This window comes from Neisseria sp. RH3002v2g (assembly GCF_014596425.2).
In the GTDB taxonomy this organism is placed as follows: Bacteria; Pseudomonadota; Gammaproteobacteria; order Burkholderiales; family Neisseriaceae; genus Neisseria.
In genome coordinates this window covers 569,160-584,841 of record NZ_CP110721.1, presented here as the reverse complement: position 1 = coordinate 584,841, position 15,682 = coordinate 569,160, and the positions used below count along the sequence as shown (strand labels likewise).

The 15,682-nt window shown below is 47.8% G+C and carries 13 protein-coding genes; 3 read left to right on the top strand and 10 right to left on the bottom strand.

All coding sequences use genetic code 11. The annotated features are described in order from the left end of the window. Window positions 1-107 precede the first annotated feature (107 nt). From pnp to BBP27_RS02780, 3 genes are all read right to left on the bottom strand, one after another. Entirely contained in the window at window positions 108-2,231 is a 2,124-nt protein-coding gene (pnp, locus tag BBP27_RS02790) for a polyribonucleotide nucleotidyltransferase (protein WP_188211642.1), read from the bottom strand. A gap of 234 nt (window positions 2,232-2,465) precedes the next feature. Next, window positions 2,466-3,329: a phosphoribosylaminoimidazolesuccinocarboxamide synthase gene (locus tag BBP27_RS02785; RefSeq protein ID WP_188211641.1), complete on the bottom strand. Its 864-nt coding sequence runs from the start codon at window positions 3,327-3,329 to the stop codon at window positions 2,466-2,468. Window positions 3,330-3,492: 163 nt separating this feature from the next. Continuing rightward, window positions 3,493-4,953, bottom strand: a complete 1,461-nt coding sequence (locus BBP27_RS02780) for a calcium-binding protein (protein ID WP_223168912.1) — start codon at window positions 4,951-4,953, stop codon at window positions 3,493-3,495. 440 nt (window positions 4,954-5,393) lie between these two features. On the opposite strand from BBP27_RS02780, the gene rfbD reads away from it, so the two are divergent. Beyond that, entirely contained in the window at window positions 5,394-6,257 is an 864-nt protein-coding gene (gene rfbD, locus BBP27_RS02775) for a dTDP-4-dehydrorhamnose reductase (RefSeq protein ID WP_188211640.1), read from the top strand. 155 nt (window positions 6,258-6,412) lie between these two features. Then, the gene (gene uvrA, locus BBP27_RS02770) at window positions 6,413-9,259 is read left to right on the top strand and encodes an excinuclease ABC subunit UvrA (RefSeq protein WP_265511153.1); all 2,847 of its coding nucleotides are present in this window, start codon (window positions 6,413-6,415) and stop codon (window positions 9,257-9,259) included. Between the two features lie 31 nt (window positions 9,260-9,290). Here uvrA and BBP27_RS02765 read toward each other — a convergent pair whose 3' ends face one another. The 3 genes from BBP27_RS02765 to BBP27_RS02755 are packed head-to-tail and all read right to left on the bottom strand — an operon-like array spanning window position 9,291 to window position 9,946. Further along, a complete protein-coding gene (locus tag BBP27_RS02765) occupies window positions 9,291-9,461 on the bottom strand; it encodes a hypothetical protein (protein WP_167740533.1) in 171 nt (56 codons plus the stop codon). Between the two features lie 14 nt (window positions 9,462-9,475). Continuing rightward, window positions 9,476-9,661, bottom strand: coding sequence for a hypothetical protein (locus tag BBP27_RS02760; RefSeq protein ID WP_223168911.1), 186 nt, complete (start codon window positions 9,659-9,661; stop codon window positions 9,476-9,478). 15 nt (window positions 9,662-9,676) lie between these two features. After that, the gene (locus BBP27_RS02755) at window positions 9,677-9,946 is read right to left on the bottom strand and encodes a hypothetical protein (protein WP_188211638.1); all 270 of its coding nucleotides are present in this window, start codon (window positions 9,944-9,946) and stop codon (window positions 9,677-9,679) included. Between the two features lie 155 nt (window positions 9,947-10,101). Between BBP27_RS02755 and BBP27_RS02750 the strand changes: the two genes are divergently transcribed. After that, on the top strand, window positions 10,102-11,025 hold the full coding sequence (locus BBP27_RS02750; RefSeq protein WP_188211637.1) for a WYL domain-containing protein: 924 nt from the start codon (window positions 10,102-10,104) through the stop codon (window positions 11,023-11,025). Window positions 11,026-11,249: 224 nt separating this feature from the next. Here the strand turns inward: BBP27_RS02750 and BBP27_RS02745 are convergent, their stop codons facing one another. From BBP27_RS02745 to BBP27_RS02730, 4 genes are all read right to left on the bottom strand, one after another. Then, complete coding sequence (locus BBP27_RS02745) at window positions 11,250-11,639, bottom strand: DUF5339 family protein (RefSeq protein WP_049344783.1); 390 nt, start codon at window positions 11,637-11,639, stop codon at window positions 11,250-11,252. A 187-nt stretch (window positions 11,640-11,826) separates the two neighbouring features. Beyond that, window positions 11,827-13,608, bottom strand: a complete 1,782-nt coding sequence (nrdD, locus tag BBP27_RS02740; protein ID WP_265511152.1) for an anaerobic ribonucleoside-triphosphate reductase — start codon at window positions 13,606-13,608, stop codon at window positions 11,827-11,829. 117 nt (window positions 13,609-13,725) lie between these two features. Beyond that, window positions 13,726-14,235 carry an anaerobic ribonucleoside-triphosphate reductase activating protein gene (gene nrdG / locus BBP27_RS02735; protein ID WP_003746981.1) on the bottom strand — a complete coding sequence of 170 codons (510 nt, stop codon included), beginning with the start codon at window positions 14,233-14,235 and terminating at the stop codon, window positions 13,726-13,728. 277 nt (window positions 14,236-14,512) lie between these two features. After that, on the bottom strand, window positions 14,513-15,655 hold the full coding sequence (locus BBP27_RS02730; RefSeq protein WP_188211636.1) for a THUMP domain-containing class I SAM-dependent RNA methyltransferase: 1,143 nt from the start codon (window positions 15,653-15,655) through the stop codon (window positions 14,513-14,515). Window positions 15,656-15,682: the final 27 nt, after the last annotated feature.

Below are 15,682 nucleotides of genomic sequence, written 5' to 3'. Positions count from 1 at the left end.
CCCTTTTATCAAAGTAAAGGCAAAACCCATTTTTAAATATCATTCAAATAAACAAAAGGCCGTCTAAAATTTTCAGACGGCCTTTTTTTCAAGCTTGAACAATCAAATTATTCAGCTGCTTTCTCTTCGCGAGCAGGCGCTTCCAGCAAAGCTTTGATGGACAGACGTACGCGGCCGCGGTCGTCTACTTCCAATGCTTTCACGTTCACAACCTGACCCACTTGCAGGTAGTCGCTGACATTACGTACGCGCTCGTGGGCGATTTGGCTGATATGTACCAAACCGTCTTTGCCCGGCATTACGCTGACAATCGCGCCAACGTTGTTGTCGAGGATTTTAACCACAGTACCTTCGTACACTTTGCCCACTTCCACTTCGGCAGTGATTTCTTCGATGCGTTTTTTCGCCGCATCGCCTGCTTCTTGAGTAGTTGCAGCGATAGTGATGGTACCGTCTTCCGCGATATTGATTTCAGTACCGGTTTCAGCGGTAATCGAACGAATGGTCTCGCCGCCTTTACCAATCACATCACGGATTTTGTCTTGGTTGATTTTCATGGTGAACAAGCGTGGCGCGTGTGCAGACAGCTCTTGCGGGCCTGCAACGGCAGCTTTCATCTGATCCAAGATGTGCAAACGTGCTTCTTTGGCTTGAGCCAAGGCAATCTGCATGATTTCTTTGGTAATCCCTTGGATTTTGATGTCCATTTGCAGCGCGGTTACGCCTTCGGTTGTACCGGCTACTTTAAAGTCCATATCGCCCAAGTGGTCTTCGTCGCCCAAGATGTCGGTCAGAACGGCAAATTTGTTGTTGTCCAAAATCAGACCCATGGCGATACCGGCAACGTGTGCTTTCAAAGGCACACCGGCAGACAGCAGGCTCAAGCAGCCGCCGCAGACGGAAGCCATAGAGGAAGAGCCGTTGGATTCGGTAATTTCAGAAACCACGCGCATGGTGTAGCTGAAATCTTCAGGTTCTGGCAATACGGCCAACAACGCACGTTTAGCCAAGCGGCCGTGACCGATTTCACGACGTTTTGGCGCACCTACGCGACCCACTTCACCGGTAGAGTATGGCGGGAAGTTGTAGTGCAACATGAAGCGGTCGGTGTATTCGCCGGACAGCGCATCAATGATTTGTTCGTCGCGTGAAGTACCCAAAGTTGCAACCGCCAAAGCTTGGGTTTCGCCACGGGTAAACAATGCAGAACCATGTGTGCGCGGCAATACGCCGGTTTGAATGTTCAACGGACGGACGGTGCGGGTGTCGCGACCGTCGATGCGCGGTTGGCCGTCCAAAATTTGGCTGCGGACAACATCGGCTTCCAAGTGTTTGAAAATGCCTTTGATTTCGTTGGCTGCCAAAGTGTTGGTTTCTTCGGTAATCAACGCTTCTTTTACCGCATTCCAAGCTTCGTCCAATTTGGCAGAACGCGCTTGTTTTTGACGGATTTTGAATGCTTCTTTAATGGTTTCGCCGGCAATTTCGCGTACTTTGGCCACCAATTCTTCATTGGTTTCAGGTGCTTTCCAATCCCAAACTTCCGGATTGGCTTCATCGGCAAACTCATTGATGGCATTAATGGCCACTTGCATTTGATCGTGACCATAAACAACCGCACCCAGCATCACTTCTTCAGACAAGATGTCGGCTTCGGATTCCACCATCAACACGGCTTTGGAAGTACCGGCAACCACCAAGTCCAATTGTGATTTCGCCAATTCGGCTTTAGTCGGGTTCAAAACGTACACGCCGTTTACATAACCCACGCGTGCCGCGCCAATCGGACCGGCAAACGGTACGCCGCTCAACACCAGCGCGGCAGATGCACCCAGCATTGCAGGAATGTCAGAATCGATTTCAGGGTCAACAGACACGACCATCGCTACGATTTGGATGTCGTGGTAGAAACCTTCGGGGAACAGAGGACGAATCGGACGGTCGATCAGACGGCTGGTCAGGATTTCTTTTTCGCTTTGTTTACCTTCACGTTTGAAGAAACCGCCGGGGATTTTACCTGCTGCGTAAGTACGCTCGAGGTAATCGACAGTCAGAGGGAAGAAGTCTTGGCCTTCTTTCACTTCTTTGTTGGTGGTAACGGCAACCAAAACAACGGTGTCGCCCATGGATACTTTAACGGCAGCAGCGGCTTGGCGGGCAATTTCGCCGGTTTCCAAAGTAACGGTTTGATTACCGTATTGGAAGGTCTTAACGTGTTTATTGAACATCATTGTTCCTTTCAAAATACCGCACTGCTAAAACACTAATAATGCACACTAAAATCCGAATGTGCATAGTTAGGGTTTCAGACCGTGCGGCAGGTTATAAACAAGCTTTCAGACGGCCTTTTCGGACGCTGAAAACAATTGCGGATTATAAAGGCAACCATCCTTAAAATCCAGTATTGATACAATAAAAAGGCCGTCTGAAACATATCCTTTTCAGACGGCCTTCAGTCTTCAAAATCAATCCTGAGTCAGTAAAGTCAATGCTTCCTGATATTTCTCAACCGTTTTCTGAATCACATCGGCAGGCACTTTAGGCGCAGGCGCTTTTTTGTTCCAACCGCTTTGCTCCAGCCAGTCGCGGACAAATTGTTTGTCAAAAGACGGCGGATTGGTGCCGACTTTGTATTGATCGGCAGGCCAAAAACGGCTGGAGTCAGGCGTCAACACTTCGTCCATCAAAGTCAACGTACCTTCTTCATCCAAACCAAACTCAAACTTGGTGTCGCAAATAATGATACCGTGGGATTTGGCATATTCAGCCGCTTCCGTATAAAGCTGAATCGCCTTGGCGCGTACTTCCGCCGCCAGCTCTTTGCCAATGATGCGTTCGCATTCTTCAAAGCTGATGTTTTCATCATGATCGCCGACTGCGGCTTTGGTCGACGGCGTAAAAATTACTTCGGGCAACTGCTGCGCTTCCTGCATACCTTCAGGCAGTTGAATACCGCAGACAGAACCGGTTTTTTGATAATCTTTCCAACCGCTGCCTGCCAGATAACCGCGCACAATGGCCTCTACTTTCACCGGAGTGAGTTTTTTAGCCACAACGGCGCGTTTCTCCAAAGCTTTGGCTTCGTTTTCAGGCAAAACATCGTAAACCGTCTGACCGGTAAAATGGTTAGGCATGATATGAGCCAGTTTTTTAAACCAGAAATTGGAAATCTGCGTCAGAATCTCCCCTTTACCCGGAATCGGATCATCCAAAATCACATCGAATGCAGACAGACGGTCGGAAGCAACCATCAACATACGTTTATCGTCAATTTCGTACAAATCGCGGACTTTGCCGGAGTAGATTTTTTTCAAGCTGATTTCAGACATTTCGGGTATCTCTTTGGTAAACAGAAGAATTTGGTATTTTAGCCCAATTTGGCATCTTTCGTCAGATTGTTTACAAAATAAAGGCCGTCTGAAACCTTATAGCTCGGTTTCAGACGGCCTTAGCCTTTGATTTTAGGGATAAACCCTAAAAACCATCATCCTATCAGATGGCAGGAGCCTGAGTCTGATCTTGGATTTGGTTCACAGCAGACAGAGAGTAGTAGTCGCCGTGGCCGGTTACTTGGTAAGTGCTACCGTCAGCAAACTTGAAGTTTTCAACTTTGTGATCGTTACCGGTGAACCAGTCATCGATGGTAATGCTATCGTTAGTACCGACAGAAACAGTCAGGTTAGCACCTGATTTACTCAGCAATACGTCAGAAGCTGCAACGCCTTTACCGAACAACAAGGTGTCATTACCGCTTTCTTCACGGATAGTGTCGTGACCGTAACCTTTGTCGAAGAAGTAAGTATCGTTACCGGTACCGCCGATCAGGATGTCGTTGCCGACACCGCCGTCGAGGTAGTCGTTACCGTCTTTACCCACCAGGCAGTCGTCGCCGGCCAAACCGTACAGATGGTTGTCGCCGCCGTTACCTTCGATGTTGTTGTTCAAAGAGTTACCGGTACCGTTCAGGTTTTGCATACCTTGCAAAATCAGGTTTTCAACGTGATCGGTCAAGGTGTAGTCGATAACGGTACGGACAGTATCGATACCGGCGTGTGCATTGCCGTACTCGATAACTTGGTCGTTAACGTTATCAACGAAGTAAACGTCGTTACCGTCGCCACCGCGCATAATGTCTGCACCGGAACCACCGTTCAGGTAGTCGTTACCGGCACCGCCTTGCAGGTAGTCTTTACCGTCTTCACCGTACAGAGAGTCGCCGTCGGCATCGCCGTAAATGGTGTCGTTACCGGCACCGGCGTAGATTACGTCTGTACCGTTGCCACCGTAGATGATGTCTTCGCAAGCAGTACCGTAAATGGTATCTTTCTCATCAGTACCGCGGATAACATTGCCGTCTTTGCAGTCTTCGGCTCGGATGACATTACCAGGGTTTTTATCTTCGTGACCGTATGAATTGTCTTGATTGTGATCGTCTTTACAATCTTTGCAATCCGGTTTGGGTTCTGGTTTAGGCTCAGGTTTTGGCTCTGGCTTAGGTTCTGGTTTCGGCTCAGGTTTTGGTTCTGGTTTCGGCTCAGGTTTTGGTTCTGGCTTAGGCTCAGGTTTTGGTTGTGGTTTTGGTTCTGGTTGAGGTTCTGGTTGTGGCTCAGGTTTAGGCTCAGGTTTTGGTTGAGGCTTAGGCTGAGGTTTAGGTTGTGGTTTTGGACATGGGATCGGTTTGATTGGATCGCAGTTATAAGGTGGGCAAACCGGAACACATTTGTAGTTAGGCGTTTTTGCCGGTGGGCAGAAAGCCGCAATAGCAGAAACCAAACCGGTTACCGCATTAACTACTGACACGCCGACGCTGGCAATGCTAGCGATGCTGCCGATAGAAACAGAAGATTTTGCTGCAGGAGCGCAGTAGTAAGAAGAGTAGGAAGCCTTAGGCGCAGGAGCGCAGTAAGAACTAACCAGGGGTCTAGTATAATACCCCCCGTAACAGTATGCCATAATAATTACTCCCAAAAGTTAATAAAATATTGGGTTGACGGAACGAGCAAATCCGCCCTTGCCCAATTATTATTTTAGTAATATTTTGCAAAATATTTACTCAAAAATATCAAACGGTAGAATTTACCGACAAAAGGACAGAAGCTTCCCCATTTTTAAATACCATTATCCTAACAATCATAAAAACATTAACATTGATTCACAATCTCTTAACTAATATAACTGCTTAATCCGTCTAGTTAAAACCTATATTTTAACTATAGTTATAGTATATTATTAAAATATTGATAAATAGTTACATTATAGGTAGATAATATCGACTACTTACTCAAATACAGCCCTGTTTGTATTTTGTTCGATGCTAATAATGTGAATTTGCCGTACTTACACTATAATGACGCAGACACCTATTTAACAGCCATCAGAGGAGATACTCAACCATGCGTACTTTATTGACCGGAGCCAAAGGCCAGCTTGCCCGTTGTCTGCGCGACCGCCTGCCCGAAGATTGGGAACTGATTGCTACCGATTCGACTTCGCTGGACATTACCGATACTGAAGCTGTGCATCATATGATCAAAAATTTCCAACCCGATGCCATCGTTAATGCCGCAGCTTACACTGCCGTCGATAAAGCAGAAGAAAACGCTGAAGCTGCTTTTGCCGTCAACGCAAGCGCTGTTCACAACTTAGCCGCAGCCGCCCGCGCCGCGCATGCCCGCTTTATCCATATTTCCACCGACTATGTATTCGACGGCGAAGGCAAACGCCCTTACCGCGAAACCGACTACACCAATCCGCGCAGCACTTACGGTCAATCCAAAGTAGCGGGCGAACTTTTGGCTTTAGCCGCGCATCCGGAAAGCATTATTATTCGCACCTCATGGCTATTTAGCGAATACGGCAGCAATTTCGTCAAAACCATGTTGCGCCTTGCCAAAGAACGCGATTCCCTCTCCATCGTTCACGACCAAACCGGCTGTCCGACTTATGCAGGCGATTTGGCACACGCCATTATCGAATTATTACAACAACCCACCTCCCCACGCGGCATCTTCCATTACTGTGGCAATAAATCGGCAACATGGTACGAATTTACCAAAGCCATCTTTCAGACGGCCCACCAATTAGACGACAGCTTCCGCATTCCGGAACTGAACGCGATTACTACCGAACAATACCCCCTGCCCGCCCCACGTCCGGCATACAGCATCATGGATTGCTCACGCCTAGAGACCGAATTCGGTATCAAACCGTCCGACTGGCAAAAAGCCCTGCGCGAAATTCTCCGCAAAATCGACTGATAAGCTGATCCATCTATATCAAGGCCGTCTGAAAACACATTTTCAGACGGCCTTTTTGTTTCTTTTATATATATCAAAAGCTTTATCTATCCAGTCTGTCATTTGAAAAGTGCTACAATAGCCGTTTATTTTATTTTTTCAGACGGCCTGACAATATGTGCAACCATCATCCCAAACATTCACACGACAACGACACCATCCGCATCCGCGGCGCACGCACACATAATTTGAAAAACGTCGACTTGGATATTCCGCGCCACAAGCTCGTGGTGATAACAGGATTGTCAGGCAGCGGCAAATCGTCACTGGCATTTGATACTTTATATGCCGAAGGCCAACGCCGTTATGTTGAAAGCCTTTCTGCCTATGCCCGTCAGTTTTTGCAGATGATGGACAAACCCGATGTCGATTTGATCGAAGGCCTGTCGCCCGCGATTTCCATCGAGCAGAAATCCACCAGCCATAATCCGCGTTCCACCGTCGGCACAGTAACGGAAATCCACGATTACCTGCGCCTTTTATACGCCCGCGTCGGCACGCCGTATTGCCCCGAACACAATCTGCCGCTGTCCAGCCAGACCGTGTCTCAGATGGTTGATGCCGTATTGAAGCTGCCGGAAGACACGCGCGTGATGATTCTTGCACCGGCAGTGCGCGAGCGTAAGGGCGAGTTTGTCGATTTCTTTGCCGACTTGCAGGCGCAGGGTTTTGCGCGGGTGCGCGTGGACGGCGAGGTCTATCAGCTCGACGAAGTGCCGAAGCTGGAAAAAAACATCAAGCACAATATCGACGTCGTCATCGACCGTGTAAAAGTGAAGGCGGACATCAAGCAGCGGCTGGCGGAAAGTTTTGAAACCGCGCTGCGCTACGGCAACGAGCGCGCGCTGGCAATGGAAATGGACAGCGGCGAAGAGCATTGGTTTTCTGCGCGTTTTGCCTGCCCCGTATGTTCATACAGCCTGCCTGAATTAGAGCCGCGCCTGTTTTCGTTCAACAACCCTATGGGTTCCTGCCCGACTTGCGACGGCTTGGGCAACACCAACTTTTTCGACCCCGAAAAAGTGGTCGCCCATCCCGAATTATCCTTAGCCGCAGGCGCGATTGACGGCTGGGACAAACGCAACCAATTCTATTTCCAAATGATTCAATCGCTGGCGCATCATTATAAATTTGATGTCAACGCCGCTTGGGAAAGCCTACCGGAAAAAGTGAAAAAAGTCGTATTGCACGGCTCAGGCAAAGAAGTCATTGATTTCACATACCTGTCCGAACGCGGCACTACCTTCAACCGCAGCCACGCCTTCGAGGGCATTATCCCCAATCTCGAACGCCGCTACCGCGAAACCGACAGCGAAACCGTGCGCGAAAAACTGCGCGAATACCAAAACCACCGCGCCTGCCCAAGCTGCGGCGGCGCACGTTTGCGCAAAGAAGCCCGCTACGTTTACGTCAGCGGCGAACCGCTGCACGAAGTTTCCGCCTGGCCGCTGACCAAAACCCACCAATTCTTTGAAACGCTAGATTTGGACGGCAACAAAAAACAAATCGCCGAAAAAATCCTCAAAGAAATCACCGAACGGCTCGGCTTCCTGATTAACGTCGGGCTGGATTACCTGAATTTAAGCCGCTCCGCCGAAACCCTCTCCGGCGGCGAAGCCCAGCGCATACGCCTTGCTAGCCAAATCGGCAGTGGCTTAACCGGCGTGATGTACGTTTTGGACGAGCCCTCCATCGGCCTGCACCAGCGCGACAACGACCGCCTGCTCGCCACCCTCAAACGCTTGCGCGATTTGGGCAACAGCGTGATTGTGGTCGAACACGACGAAGACGCCATCCGCGAAGCCGATTTCGTCGTCGATATGGGCCCGGGCGCAGGCGAACACGGCGGCAACGTACTGATTGCCGACACACCCGAAAACGTCGCCAAATGCGAAAAATCCGTTACCGGACAATACCTCAGCGGCAAAAAATCCATTGCCGTGCCGTCTGAACGCACGCCCGTCAATCCCGACCGAATGCTCATCCTCAAAGGCGCACACGGCAACAACCTCAAAAACGTTACCCTCGAACTGCCGCTCGGTTTGATTACCTGCATCACCGGTGTATCCGGCAGCGGCAAGTCTACCCTGATTAACGACACCCTCGCCAAAATCACCGCCCGCGAACTCAACCGTGCCCAAGAAGAACCCGCCCCATACGACGACATCCACGGCCTCGAACACCTCGACAAAGTCATCAACGTCGACCAATCCCCCATCGGCCGCACCCCGCGCTCCAACCCCGCCACCTACACCGGCCTGTTCACCCCCATCCGCGAACTCTTCGCCGGCGTCCCCCTCTCGCGCGAACGCGGCTACAACGTCGGCAGATTCTCCTTCAACGTCAAAGGCGGCCGCTGCGAAGCCTGCCAAGGCGACGGCGTGATTAAAGTCGAAATGCACTTCCTGCCCGACGTGTACGTCCCCTGCGAAGTCTGCCACGGCAAACGCTACAACCGCGAAACCCTCGAAATCCAATACAAAGGCAAAAACATCAGCCAAGTCCTCGACATGACCGTCGAAGAAGCCCGCGAATTTTTCGACGCCGTCCCCACCGTATCGCGCAAACTACAAACCCTGATGGATGTCGGCCTGGGCTACATCCGCCTCGGCCAGTCCGCCACCACCCTCTCCGGCGGCGAAGCCCAACGTGTCAAACTCGCCTTGGAGCTATCCAAACGCGACACCGGCAGAACGCTCTACATCCTCGACGAACCCACCACCGGCCTGCACTTCGCCGACATTGCCCTACTGCTGGAAGTCATAGGCCGTCTGAAAGGCAAAGGCAACTCGATTGTGATTATCGAGCATAATCTGGATGTGATTAAAACCGCGGATTGGATTGTGGATTTAGGGCCGGAAGGCGGCGATGGTGGGGGGAGAATTATTGCTTCAGGTAGTCCTGAGAAGGTGGCGAAGGTTAAGGGGAGTTATACTGGGAAGTATTTGAAGGGTATACTTTAAAAAACGGGATGGTTTAAACCATCCCGTTTTTTTATTCCTTCTGTTTTTGATTTTGTTTGGCTTTGAAGCTATCAAAAATAATGCTGAATCCCAAACATGTGAACATTAAAGGTATCCCCCATTTCACATCTGAAGAAATAACATTAAACATTTCTAATAATGTAAGAATGCCTGATAAAGCTATAAAAATACCTAAAAACATTAGAACTATCCTTATTATCTGGAACTATCTGGAGTTCTTTTAATTTGAATCCATGAGCTTCCTGGATTTTGAGTGGGTGGTGCTTTTTGATAATCTTTAATGGTTGCGTAATTATCTTTTCGACCACCTCGTGAACCAATTTCTTGATAAATTCCACCGTTATTTCCTGTATTTTGACCAGGTTTGATTTTGTTCGTCATTATCATCTCCATAATTTAAATAGTTAAAGTATGAGTCCATTGTGGATACCAATTTGCAGATAAAAAATCTACTAGATTTTTGTCTCCATAGAATTGTGTACGCCCATGTTGTTCAAATATTAACGCAGATTGATCAATTTTTAATCCATTTCTACGAGCTTCAGCGGTCAATTCCTTCAGTACGACACTATGGTTACCATTAGTTGATTTGGCATCAAAAACAGCAAAGTTAATATATCCTCCACCTACGGCTGGATGTCTTAAGTGAGCAAATTTTATTTTCATAAATAAATCCTATAGAAAATTACATAACAGAAATTTTAAGTCAGAGAGCTACTGTGAAGTAGCTTTTTGCATTATATGTAATCTTTTTGATTGCGTCAAGCGATTCTTTTGAATTCATATTGCCATAAAAAAGATTGATGTAATATAATGCAGTTATGAACACAATCGCTCCTTCCCATATAAAGCCCCTTATGCCAGAGTTGAACCAATCTCAACGCAATAGGATTATATTTATTGATTTCTATCTATGCTTTCTAGGAAAGATAAATAGAAAAGATTTGATGCAGGCATTTCAAATTTCCCCAGCCGTTGCTACTAGGGATTTTGCGCTATATTGCTCTAGTTTTTCGAAAAATCTCCGTTTTGATACCAAAAGTAAATTTTACCTCTCTACTGAAGACTTTGAACCTCAATTTCCCCATTCGTTTGAAAATGCAATTAAAATTCTTAACGGTAGTTTAATATTTGATATTAATTCCAAACATCAACCTCTTCTTCCGTTTGATTTACCTCCTGTTTTAATAAATCCTGACGTTTTAATCTTTTCTAAAATATCGAAAGCATTATCCTTAAAAAAACCTTTAAAAATCTCATATCATTCAATTTCATCTGGATTATCTGAGAAAGTTGTTGTGCCTCTTGCTCTAGTTAATGACGGATTTCGATGGCATTTACGGGCATTCGATAGAACAAAAAACCGATTTGCAGATTTTGTCCTAACACGAATAATTCAAGCAAATATTTTATTAGCTGAAAATATTGAAGAAAATGAAACGATTAACAATGATATTGATTGGAATAGAATTGTTAAAATCGAGTTGGTTCCCCATCCTAATCATGATGAAGCTAAAAAAGTGATTGAAATGGACTTTGGAATGACAAATGGAAAATTAGAATTAGCGCTTAGAGCTTCAAATATCGGATATGTTTTACAGCAATGGCGAGTCGATTGTTCGTCAGATCATCATATCGATGATCCTGCTTTTAGATTATGGCTGTTAGATAATTTAGTTTTATACGGTATCAACAATGCTGAACACTTAGCGCCTGCCTTTGATAAAAAACGTAGCAAGCCGTAGCCTGCATATCCAACCGACTGCGTGTGTGGTGTAGCCACGCACGCGGTTGTTTGATTGATGGCTTTCTGTTGTAAATTTTAACTTAGTCGAAATTAACGCTTTCAGACGGCATGAGTAATGGCTGTCTGAAAATTGAAAAATGCCTTATCCCAGACACTCTGATTCACAAAACAAAAAACGGATTCCAAATCATTGGAATCCGTTTTTCTGTAAAGCTATCCGAATTATTTAGCTTCTTCTTTAGCGTCTTCAGCAGCTTCTTTGGCATCTTCTGCTGCGTCTTTTGCGTCTTCTTTAGCCTCTTCAGCAGCATCTTTAGCTTCTTCGGCTTTCTCTTCAGGAGTTTCGGCAGCAGGTACGCCTTTCAAAGCGTCCAAAGAAGTTTTACAAGTTGCATCGCGTTGGTCGGCAGGCAGGTTTTTCAATGCTTCTTTGGTTTGTTCGAAAGATTTTTGCATCATGTCTTTGGTTGCGGCATCTACGTCTTTAGTTGCTTCGGCAAATGCTTTTTCGTACTCGTCACAAACGGCAGAAGAAGATGAGCCTGAACCGCCTCCGCATGCTGACAGGGACAGGGCTGCCAATAAAGCTGCCAATAAAGCTGATGTTTTCATGTGTCTCTCGCTTTTTTAAATTTAGGTTAAAGGATGTTATATGTTAATTCATTATATGAAGACGTCAAGAGTTTTTGTTTATTTTAATCAAAACTATATCATTGAAAGAGCCTGCCTATCTCAACATAATCAAGGCCGTCTGAAGTTTCAGACGGCCTTATGCTTGAAGCAATCTTTTTTTCAACGATTACGCCGCTTTACGATGATAATGTCTGAGCGCATGCTCTTTGCGTCGTCCGCTTGAGAAGGCGGATACGCGCTTCAGATAACCGATCACTCGGGTGCCGTAGTCGATGTCGTGGCTGCCGCAGGCAGAACAGGCGTGCAGAGTGCGTTTGTCAATATGGCCACATTCGTTGCAGATGGTGATGCGCACGTTCACGCAGAAGTAGTTGCAGCCGGTTTGTGCAGCAATGTCCAAGAGGGAGCGGTAGCCGGATTCGGGCAGGGCTTCGTCAAAGTTCAGGTGCAGCGCGGAGCCGCCGTCGAGCCAGTCCACCAGTTCTTTGCCGTGCAGCAGGAATTTGTCGAGCGCGTTGATTTCTTCGTCTTCGACGACGTAGAAATAGGAGTTGTAGCATTCACGGCTGACTTTATAGCCGTCGGCTTTGTCCCATTTGGCGTTTTTCACGCCGAGGTTTTCGGCGGGGACGAACTCAGTGTTGAACTTCACGCCGTAGTGTTTGCTGGCGGCTTGATTGGCTTCAAATATGGTTTTCAGACGGCCTTGGACAAAGTTGATGTAGTCATCGTTGTAGCCGACTTTAATGCCTTGTGATTCGGCGGCTTCCGCCATGCCGTTGATGCCGATGGTGAGGAACTGTTTGTCCAGCGTGATGAAGCCTGCATCGTAAACGGGCAACATGCCGGCGGCTTGGTATTCTTCCATCAGTTTGCGGTAGGCGTATTGGTATTTGTGGATTTTGGCCACTTCGGCGGCAAGGTCGCGCCCGTCTTGCTCCAATCGGTTCATATTGATGGTGATGACGTTGATGGAACCGGTCGCCACGCCGCCTGCGCCGAGGGTATAGCTGAAAGTGCGGTCTTCGATGGCGTTACGCAGACGGCAGCAGGAAGCCAACGAGTCGGGGTTGTCGGAAAGATAAACGAAGAAGGAATTGCCTTCCGCCAACTCTTCCGCCATTTCGTCGGCAAACACGGTGTCTTTGCATTTGCCGCCGTCGGTCAGCATCGCGGCGGTAACGACGGGGAAGGTCAAAACGGCTTTGGTGCGCTCCTGATTGAACCATTTGAGGAAGAAGTTTTGCAGCTTCGCTACGCTCGCCCACACCGGTTTGCTGAAATCGGGGAAGACGAAATCGCCGAACATCGCGTCGAAATAGTATTGATCGTAAACGGAAATATTCCAGAATACGCTCTGATAACCGCGCGCGGCGGCGGGCTGGTTGATGCTGTACACCACCTGCTGCATGTGGTTGGCAATTTCTTTGCCGTGGGTTTCCAAATAATCGTCGCCGTAGTCTTTGCGGGCGAAGTAGTCGAAATAAGTCAGAAATTCCACCGTTGCCACCGCGCCGGCAAATTGCGCGCTGATGGCAAACACCAAGTTGATAAACGAACCGCAAAACGAAGCCAGATGTTGTGGCGCCTTAGATTCGCCGCCGAGTTTGCTTAAGCCGTCGAGCAGGAAGGGATACAGCGTAACCGACACACAATAAGGCTTGAGGCTGGTTTCGTCGTGCACATAAATCTCGTGCGCCTCAATCTGGCGGATGTATTCGTCGGCAACGTATTGGTCGAAAATTTCGGCGATTTTGCGCGACACTTGGGCGCGGTTAATCTGCACGAAAAAGTCTTTCATGATTTCCGCTTCCATCGTAGCGATGTTTTTTTGCGTTACGTTGGCATTGGCGTCCATTTTCGAGCCGTCCGCCGCGTTTTGCGCGCTGATGTAGTCACGCATGAATTGTAGTTTTCCGTTTAACTGTTCGGGATGCAGCCGAATCATGTTAATTCTCCTGTATGGTTTGGTTGATTTATTAAACAATGACGGTTGGGCCGTCTGAAACATCGCTGTCAGCGAATACAATAAATTCAATTTAAATCAGTGCAATACAGCACCGGGCTAAATTGAAGCCACTGGGAAAACTTTAGGCGCAGGTTTGTCTTTGATAAACAAGCGGTTCAACACTTCGCCCGTGTGCAAATTGATAAACTTCTGATTGGTGGCCGGACTTTCCAAACCACCCAACTCCATCTGCCAGCGGCCGGTTTTCAGATATGTCAGATAAGGCAGGATGCCGTCTGAAACCGCCTCCAGCTCCTCACGCTCCAGGCCGGTGTACAAACAGGCTTTCAAACCCGCCTGCGTCACGATGGCCAGCATTTTCTGCAAGGCTTCCGGCTGCCATTCTCCGCCCATAAACAACACGCATGTAATCAATCCGCGATAGCGTTTCAGACGGCCTTTTAAGTAATCCTCGGTCAATTCCGTGCCGATGCCCTCTTTCCATGTATCGGCACTATGGCAACCTTTGCAACGCAGCGGACAACCGGAAAACAGAAACGCCAGCGACACTTCGCCTGGCACTTCCTGCCATACAATTTGCTCGATTGTGAATTTCAAACCACTCATTGCAATGCCATAAAACACAAGATATGGTGTACATTAAAACACAATACTACTAGATATGGTATTTTATTTAACAATCCATCTTTATTTTGTAATAGGTTTTTATAATTTGATAGATTGTAAATTTCAATAATTACATCTACACGGCTCCTTTGATAAAGGCCGTCTGAAAACAATTTCAGTGCATTAATATAAACAAACTCCGTTATAACAAAGACGGTTTTAACAAATCAAAAAAGGCCGTCTGAAATCATCTTTCAGACGGCCTTAATTTCAGGTTTTATCCCCGATTCGAACCTTTCACCATATCCATCAAAAACAATCGGCAATCCAAATTACCGTTAAACAAAGGAATTTTACGCTTCGGAGAAAGGCGCATAAATTTCGGCATATCGCGATCACCGGTAAACATTCCTACCAGCCAGCCGGCGTAATATTGTTTCAACCATGTACCGAGTTGCGGATATAAAGCCTGCAAAGCTTGAACCTCCGCAAGGCGCACGCCATAAGGTGGATTGGAAATCATAATGCCGTGTTCGCCGTTCGGTCGCGCGGTTTGCGCATCTTGCACGTCAAAGCGGATGAAATTATCCACTTCGGCGGCTTGGGCATTGGCCAATGCGGCGCGAATCATATAACGGTCGTTATCGCTGCCGGAAATGGGCGCGACGGCCGGTTTGATTTGTTTTTCAGCTTCACGGCGCAGGGCTTGCCATTTTTCTTTGTCGAAGTTTTGCAGTTTTTCAAAACCGAAACGGCGCATCAAGCCCGGCGCACGGTGTGTCGCAATCCATGCAGCTTCAATGGCAATCGTGCCGCTGCCGCAAAACGGGTCTTGGAAAGGCTGGGTACCGTCGTAGCCTGCCAAAAGCAGCAAACCTGCCGCCAAGTTTTCCCTCAATGGCGCTTCGCCGGTATCCTGACGATAGCCGCGTTTGAAGAGTGCTTCGCCGGAAGTATCGATAAAGATTTCCACATTGCGCTCATCGATAAAAGCATGAATGCGGATATCGGGGTTGATTTTACCCACGCTCGGACGCGCATCATAAATATCGCGGAAAGCATCGCAGACGGCATCTTTGATTTTCAAACCAACAAAATCCAAGCTTTTCACATTGGCACGCTTGCCTTCGACTTTGACTTTAAAGGTCTGCTCCAGCTTAAACCAACCTGTCCAATGCAGATTTCGTGCCAGTTTGTAGATATCGTGTTCGTTGCGATAACCGCCTTTGGTCAAGCGCAACAAAACACGGCTGGCAACGCGCGAATGCAGGTTGATGCGATAAACCTGCTCCATCGTGCCTTTACATGCCACTCCGCCGTCAACAGCGCGGATATCCTGACATGCCATGCTGTCGAGTTCCTGCGTTAAAGGCGCTTCCAAACCGCGAGGACAAGTGATAAAAAGTGAATAAACCGTCATATAAAACCTTTCCGGGTAGGGCTATCC